Here is an 8,237-nt window from a genome sequence, read left to right as displayed (position 1 = left end):
GAGGACATGCTTCCGCTGTCCCCCTTGCAGCAGGGCATGCTGTTCCATTCCGTCTACGACGCGAGCGCGCCGGACGTGTACACGGTGCAGGTCTCCGTGTCGCTGGCCGGCCCCGTGGACGCGGACCGGCTGGAGCGGGCGGGCGCGGCCCTGCTGCGCCGCCACCCCAACCTGCGGGCCGGCTTCTGGCACGAGGGGGTGCCGCAGCCGGTGCAGTTCGTGCCGGCCGAGGTGACCTTCGCGCTCGGCCGGGCGGACCTGTCGGCCGACCCCTCGCCGGCCGCCGTGCGCCGCGTGGAACGGGCCGAGCTGGACCGGCGGTTCGAGCTGCACCGGCCGCCGCTGCTGCGGCTGCTCCTGGCGCGCCGGGGCCGAGGCGACCACCTCCTCGTGGTCACCGTGCACCACATCCTGGTCGACGGCTGGTCGATGCCGCTGCTCGTCGCGGACCTCCTCGCGCTGTACGAGAGCGACGGCGACACCTCGGCGCAGCAGCCCGTACGCCCCTACCGCGACTACCTCAAGTGGCTGAAGGCCCAGGACGTCCCGGCCGCCGAGGGCGCCTGGCGGTCGGCGCTGGCCGGGCTGGACGAGGCCGTGCTGGTGGCCCCGGCCGACCCGTCCCGTACCGCGGTGCGGCCCGGTGTGCACCGGGTGGAGCTGTCGGAGGCGGCCACCGGCCGGCTGACGGCCGCGGCCCGGTCGCTGGGCACCACGCCCAGTACGGTGATCCAGGCGGTGTGGGGGCTGCTGCTCGGCAGCCTGACGGGCCGCCGGGACGTGGTCTTCGGACTGACGGTCGCGGGCCGACCCGAGGAGCTCCCCGGTGTGGAGTCGATGGTCGGACTGTTCATCACCACCGTCCCGGTGCGGCTCACGGCCCGGCCGTGGGAGAGCGTCGCGGAGCTGCTGAGACGGTTCCGGGACGAGCAGAACGCGCTGCTCGCCCACCACCACTTGGGCCTGCGGCTGATCCAGAAGCAGGCGGGCGGCGGCGAGCTGTTCGACACCCTCGTCGTCATCGAGAACTATCCGGTGGACCCGTCCGCCCGGGCGCCGCTGGCCGACGGGGTGCGGGTGACGGGCGTGGAGGCCCGGGACGGCACGCACTTCCCGCTCACGCTGTCCGTGTCCCTGGACGAGCGGGCCGAGCTGGCCCTGGAGTACCGGCCGGACCTGTTCGACCCCCGTACCGCCGCCCGGACGGCCGAGCGGTTCACCGTCCTGCTGGACCAGGTCGCGCGCGATCCGGGCCGGCCGGTGGGGACCCTGGAGCCGCTGACCGCCGCCGACCGCGCGGAGCTGCGTAGCGCGGAAGCGGGCACCGCGCGCGATGTGGCCGACGGTACCGTCGCCGACCGGTTCGCCGAGCAGGCCGCCGCGACCCCGGACGCCTGCGCGGTGGTCTGCGGACCCGACCGGCTGACCTTCGCGGAACTCGACGAGCGGGCGGACCGGCTGGCCGCGCTGCTGGCCGCGCGCGGCGCCGGACCCGAGTCGGTCGTGGCGCTGGCCGTGCCGCGCTCGGCCGCATCGGTGGTGGCCGTCCTGGCCGTCCTGAAGTCGGGAGCCGCCTATCTGCCGCTGGACCTGGACCATCCGGCCGACCGGATCGCCCTGATGCTGGACGACGCGGCTCCGGTCTGCGTGCTGACGACGGAGGCGGCGCTCGCGCTGCTGCCCTCCGGGGCGGTGGACGGGCCGGAGCGGATCGTGCTGGACTCGGCGGAGACGGCCGCCGCACTCGCGGCGCTCGGCTCGGGTTCCGCCCCGCCGCGCACCGGGTCCGGGCACCCCGCCTACGTGATCTACACCTCCGGCTCCACCGGCCGCCCCAAGGGTGTGGTCCTGACCCACGGCGGCCTGTCGAACCTGTACGCCAACCACGTCACGGAGGTCTTCGCCCCGGCCGTGGCGGCCGCGGGCGGGCGGCAGCTGCGCGCCCTGCACACCGCCTCCTTCAGCTTCGACACCTCGTGGGAGCAGCTGTTCTGGATGGTCTCCGGGCACGAGCTGCACGTCCTGGACGAGATCGGCCGCCGCGACGCCGAGTTCACCGTGGGCTACGTCCGCGAGCACCGGATCGACGCCATGGACGTGACCCCGACCTACGCCGGGGCCCTGCTGGAGTGGGGGCTGTTGAGCGGCTCGCACCACCGGCCGGGGCTGCTGCTGCTCGGTGGCGAGGCCGTGCCCGAGGCGCTGTGGACCCAGGTCCGTGAGGCGCCCGGGGTCATGTCGGTGAACCTGTACGGGCCCACCGAGTACACGGTGGACGCCCTCGGCGCCGACCTCGCCGACTCGACCACCCCGATCGTGGGCCGGCCCATCGGCAACACCCACGCCCGCGTGCTGGACTCCGCCCTGCGGCCCGCGCCGGCCGGTACCCCCGGTGAGCTGTACCTGGCGGGCCACGGTCTGGCCCGCGGCTACCTGGGCCGGTTCGCGCTGACCGCCGAGCGGTTCGTTGCCGACCCGTACGGTCCGGCGGGCTCGCGGATGTACCGTACGGGCGACCTCGTGCGGCTGCGCGCCGACGGGCAGTTGGAGTTCCTGGGGCGGGCCGACGACCAGGTGAAGATCCGCGGCTACCGGATCGAGCTCGGCGAGGTGGAATCCGCGTTGTCCGCGCAGCCCGGTGTGGGCTCGGCGGCCGTGGTCGTCCGCGAGGACACGCCCGGGGTCAAGCGGCTCGTCGGCTACGTGACCGGCACGGTCGAACCGGCGGCCCTGCGGGAGGCGCTGGCCGCCGTGCTGCCCGACTACATGGTCCCGGCGGCCGTGGTGGTCCTGGACGCGCTGCCGACGAACGTCAGCGGCAAGCTGGACCGGGGCGCGCTGCCCGCGCCCGAGCTGGGCGGCGCGGAGCTGTCCCGGCCGCCGCGGGACGCCCGCGAGGAGGCGTTGTGCGCCGTCTTCGCGCAGGTGCTGGGGCTCGCCTCGGCCGGGATCGACGACGACTTCTTCGCGCTGGGCGGGGACAGCATCGTCTCCATCCAGTTGGTCACCCGGGCCCGCAAGGCGGGGCTGGTCCTCACCCCGCGCGACGTCTTCGAGCAGCGGACCGTGGAGCGGATGGCCGCCGCGGCCCGCGACGCCTCGGACCAGGACGGCGGCCACCTGGCGTCGGCCGGCCCGCTCATCACCCTCGACACGGCGCAGGAGGCCGCGCTGGCCGCGGTGTTCCCGCACGTGACGGAGGTGCTGCCGCTCGCGCCGCTGCAGGAGGGCCTGTACTTCCACGCCGTCTACGACGACCGGGCCCTCGACGTCTACCTGATGCAGAACTTCGTCGAGCTGCTGCACGCGGTCGACGGTCCCGCCCTGCGCACCGCCTTCGACACCCTGCTGCGCCGCCACCCCAACCTGCGGTCCGGTTTCTGGCACGAGGGCCTGGACGGCCCGGTGCAGGTGGTGCCGGGTGAGTGGGAGCTGCCCTGGCGGGAGATCGACCTCAGCCATCTGGACCGGGCGGCGCAGGACGAGGCGCTGCGGGAGTTCTCCCTCGCCGACGCGGCGACGCGGTTCGACCTGGCGGCGCCTCCGCTGCTGCGCGTGGCCCTGATCCGGTTCTCGGCGGAGCGCTGGATGCTGTGCGTGACGCAGCACCACATCCTCACCGACGGCTGGTCGGAATCGCTGTTCTTCGAGGAGCTGTTCGCCCTGTACGGGCACGGCGGCTCCGTGGACGTGCTGCCGCCCGTCACCCCCTACCGGGACTATCTGCGCCTGCTGACGGCCGTGGACCGGGACGCCGCCGAGCAGGCCTGGCGGACCCATCTGTCGGGGCTGGACCAGGCCACGCTCGTGGCCCGGGCCGATCCGAATCGGCAGCCGGTGACCGCCGAGGTGGTGGACCTGTCCCTGGACGAGTCCACCAGCGATCGGCTGCGGTCCTTCGCGCGGGGCTGCGGGGTCACCCTCAACACCGTGCTGAGCACGGCCTGGGCGATGACGCTGGCCGGGATGACGGGCCGCGACGACGTGGTGTTCGGCGCCACCGTCTCCGGCCGTCCCGCGGACCTCGCGGGCGTCGACCGGATGATCGGCATGTTCATGAACACCCTGCCGTTCCGGGTCGCCCTGCGCCCCGACGAGCCGCTGCGCGACCTCATGGTGCGGGTGCAGGGCGAGCACGCGGCCCTGCTGCCGCACCACTACGTGGGACTCGGGCCGATCCAGCAGCTGACCGGCCTCGGGCAGCTCTTCGACACCCTGTACGTGTTCCGCAACACGCCGCTGAACGACGCCGCACGGGAGGAGGCGGTGGCGGCCCACGCGATCGGGTGGACGCACAGCGTCGACGGCACCCACTACCCGCTGACCCTCGCCGTCACCCCCGGCCCGGCGCTGGAACTGAGCCTCGGCTACCGGCCCGACCTGTACGACGAGGCCGCCGCCCGACACCTGGCGGGCCGGCTCGCGCTGCTGGTGGAGCAGCTCGCCGACGGCGGGGCCCTCCCGGTGGGCCGGCTGCTCACCCTGGAGGCCGCCGAGCGGGACGAACTGCTCGCGACCGGCGACGACATGGGCCACGCGGTCCCGGACACCACGGTGATCGACCTGTTCGCCGAGCAGGCCGCCCGGACCCCCGGGGAGACGGCCCTGGTCTTCGAGGACGAGCGGCTCGGCTACGCGGAGCTCGACGCCCGGGCGAACCGGCTGGCCCGTGCCCTGGTGGCGCGGGGTGCGGGACCGGAGGCCGTGGTGGCCCTCGGGCTGCCCCGGTCGGCGGACTTCGTGGTCGCGCTGTTCGCCGTGCTGAAGACCGGCGCCGCCTATCTGCCGCTGGACCTGGACCACCCCGTGGACCGGCTCGGCGCGATGGTCGCGGACGCGGCCGCGCTGTGCCTGGTCACGACGGCCCCGGTGACGGACCGGGTGCCGGTGGTGGAGGGCGTACCGGCGCTGCTGCTGGACGACCCCGCGGTGCTGGCCGAGCTGGCGGCGTCGTCGGACGGGCCCGTGGCGGACGCGGAGCTGACGGGGGTGCGGGACGGCCGGCACCCGGCGTACATCATCTACACCTCCGGCTCGACGGGCCGGCCCAAGGGGGTCGTGGTCCCGTACTCGGGTCTGACCAACATGCTCCTCAACCATCGCGAGCGGATCTTCGCTCCGGCGGTGGCCCTGGCGGGCGGGCGCCGGATGAAGGTGGCGCACACCGTGTCCTTCGCCTTCGACATGTCGTGGGAGGAGTTCTTCTGGCTGGTCGACGGGCACGAGGTGCACGTCATCGGCGAGGAGCTGCGCCTGGACCCGGCGGCCCTGACCGCGCACTACGACCGCGTGGGCATCGACGTGGTCAACGTGACGCCCTCGTACGGCCTGCAGCTGGTCGAAGCGGGTCTGCTGGACGCGGACCGGCACCGGCCGACGCTGTTCCTGCTGGGCGGCGAGGCGGTGCCGGACGGCCTGTGGGAGCTGCTCAAGCGCACCGAGGGCACCATGGGCTACAACCTGTACGGCCCGACCGAGTACACGATCAACGCGCTGGGCGCCGACGTGGACGACAGCGCCGGCTCCTGTGTCGGCCGGCCCATCCACAACACCCGGGCCTACGTGCTCGACAGCGCACTGCGGCCGGTCCCGGCGGGTGTGGCCGGTGAGCTCTACCTGGCGGGGGCGGGCCTGGCCCGTGGCTACTTCGGGCGGCCCTCGCTGACCGCGGAGCGGTTCGTCGCCGACCCGTTCGGCGAGCCGGGCACGCTCATGTACCGGACGGGCGACCTGGTGCGGTGGCGCGACGACGCGCAGATCGACTACCTCGGGCGCGCCGACGACCAGGTCAAGATCCGCGGCTTCCGCATCGAGCTCGGTGAGGTCGAGTCCGCGGTCGCGGCGGAGCCCGGCGTCGCCGCGGCCGCCGTGGTCGTCCACACCGGGCCGACCGGCGTGAAGCGGCTCGTCGCCTACACGGTGGCGTCGGCCTCGGACGCGCCCGAACCGGCCGCCCTGCGGGCCCGGCTGTCGGCCGCGCTGCCGGAGTACATGGTTCCGTCGGCCTTCGTGGAGCTGTCGGCGCTGCCGCTGACGGTGAACGGGAAGGTGGACCGAGCGGCGCTGCCGGCCCCCGATCTCGGGGACGCGGGCGGTGGCCGCGCGCCGAAGGACGCGCGCGAGGAGCTGCTCTGCGCGATCTTCGCGGAGGTGCTGGGGCTGGAGCGGGTCGGGGCCGAGGACAACTTCTTCGAGCTCGGCGGCCATTCGCTGCTGGCGATGCGGCTGGTCGGCCGGATCCGCGCATCGCTCGGCACCCCGGTCCAGGTCGGCGCTGTGATGGCCGCGCCGACGGTGGCGGACCTGGCCGCCCGGATCGGCTCGGACGCCCGCCGGGACGCGCTGCGGGTGCTGATGCCGCTGCGGGAGCGGGGCACGGCGGCGCCGCTGTTCTGCTTCCACCCGGCGTCCGGCTTCGCCTGGCAGTACACGGGCCTGCTGCGCCACCTGGACGCGGACCGGCCGGTGTACGGGCTCCAGTCGCCGGGACTCGCGGGTACCCAGCCGGACGTGGCCGACGTGGCCGCGCTCGCGGAGCTGTACCTGGCGGAGATCCGCACGGTGCAGCCGCAGGGTCCGTACCACTTCCTCGGCTACTCCTTCGGCGGAACGGTCGCCCAGACGCTGGCCGCGCTGCTCCAGGAACGCGGCGAGGAGGTGGCCTTCCTCGGGCTGCTGGACGCCTACCCGCCGGAGATCGAGGACTGGTCGTACATCGACGCGCCCGACTGGCGCGAGCGCCTGGAGCGCGAGGAGAGCGGCTTCCTGCTCTCGGTGGCCGGGCTGAACCCTGCGGAGGGTGATGCTCCGGTGGACCGGGCGGAGGCGGTCGGCGCGATCCGCGACAGCCAGGGCCTGCTGGCCGGCTTCGACGAGGCCCTGCTGGGGGCCATCGTCGACACGAACGTGCACTGCGTACGACTGCTGTCGCGCAGCCGCACCCTCCGCTACCGCGGTGACGTGCTGTTCTTCACCGCCTCCCGGTCCACCCCGGCGGAGGAGGCGCCAGGGCTGGTCTGGCCCGCGTACCTGGACGGCCGGATCGAGGAGCACGTCCTGGACTGTGCGCACGACGATCTGATGTCCCCCGGGGTCCTCGCGGAGATCGGCCCGGTGCTGGCGCGTGCGCTGGCGTCGGCCGAGTCGGCCGACCGGGACTGATCCCCGGGTGCGGGTGGGGGCGCTCCGTCGCGCCCCCACCCGGAGCGGTTCCGGGGCCCTCGCCACAACACAGGCGCCGCGTAGTGTCGTTCAGAATTTTATTAGGTTAGGCTTACCTAAGATTCAGAAGGGGGCGGCATGTCCGACCACCGTGTGCCCGGCATCCCGGGGACCAGCGGATTCACCGGCAAGGTCGCGCTCGTCACGGGCGCCGGCCAAGGCATCGGCGAGGCCGTCGTCCGTACGCTGTTCCGCCTCGGCGCCACCGTCGCCGCGACGGACGTCCAGGGCAAGGCGGTCACCGCGCTGGCCGCCGAACTGGACCCGGAGACCGGGCGGGCGCCGTCCGCCGGCGACGGGGCCGTCCGCGCGTACGAGCTCGACGTCACCGACGCGGCGGCCGTCGACCGGACCGTGGAGCGGATCGGGCGGGAACTCGGCCCGGTCGACATCCTGGTGAACGTGGCCGGTGTCCTGCGTGCGGCGCCGGTCGCGGAACTGACCGACGAGGACTGGGCGGCCACCTTCGCGGTCAACGTCCAGGGCGTCTTCTTCACCTCCCGCTCCGTCGTCCCCGGCATGGCGGCCCGCGGCGCCGGCAGCGTGATCACCGTCGCCTCGAACGCCGCCGGGATCCCCCGCACCGGCATGGCCGCGTACGCCGCCTCGAAGGCCGCGGCCGTCATGTTCACCAAGTGTCTGGGACTGGAGTACGCCCGCAGCGGGGTGCGCTGCAACATCGTGGCCCCCGGCTCCACCGACACCCCCATGCAGTGGGCGCTCTGGACCGACCCGCAGGCGCCCGCCCGGGTGCTGGAGGGGGACCTCGCCAGCTACCGGACGGGGATCCCGCTGGGCCGGATCGCCGACCCGCAGGACATCGCGGACGCGGTCGCGTTCCTCGCCTCGGACCAGGCACGTCACATCACCATGCAAGACCTCTACGTGGACGGCGGAGCCACGCTGCGCTGACCCCGCCGCAGCCCCCGTTCACCTTCGCGCCATGTGCCACACGTGCCACACGCACACGCACAGCACGCACAGCACGCACAGCACCCGCGATCTCCGCGCCACGC

2 protein-coding genes are annotated in these 8,237 nt (G+C 74.1%); both read left to right on the top strand.

The features are described from left to right. Positions 1-6: 6 nt before the first annotated feature. Positions 7-7,161 (top strand): amino acid adenylation domain-containing protein, encoded by a 7,155-nt coding sequence (locus ACWG52_RS37025; protein WP_390137529.1) that lies wholly within the window; start codon positions 7-9, stop codon positions 7,159-7,161. Positions 7,162-7,299: 138 nt separating this feature from the next. After that, positions 7,300-8,133 (top strand): 2,3-dihydro-2,3-dihydroxybenzoate dehydrogenase, encoded by an 834-nt coding sequence (locus ACWG52_RS37020; RefSeq protein ID WP_389806491.1) that lies wholly within the window; start codon positions 7,300-7,302, stop codon positions 8,131-8,133. Positions 8,134-8,237: the final 104 nt, after the last annotated feature.

The sequence above is a fragment of the Streptomyces sp. CLCI03 genome (assembly GCF_053615355.1).
Note: the sequence above shows the minus strand (reverse complement) of the source record. Positions and strands in the feature narration are given on the sequence as shown.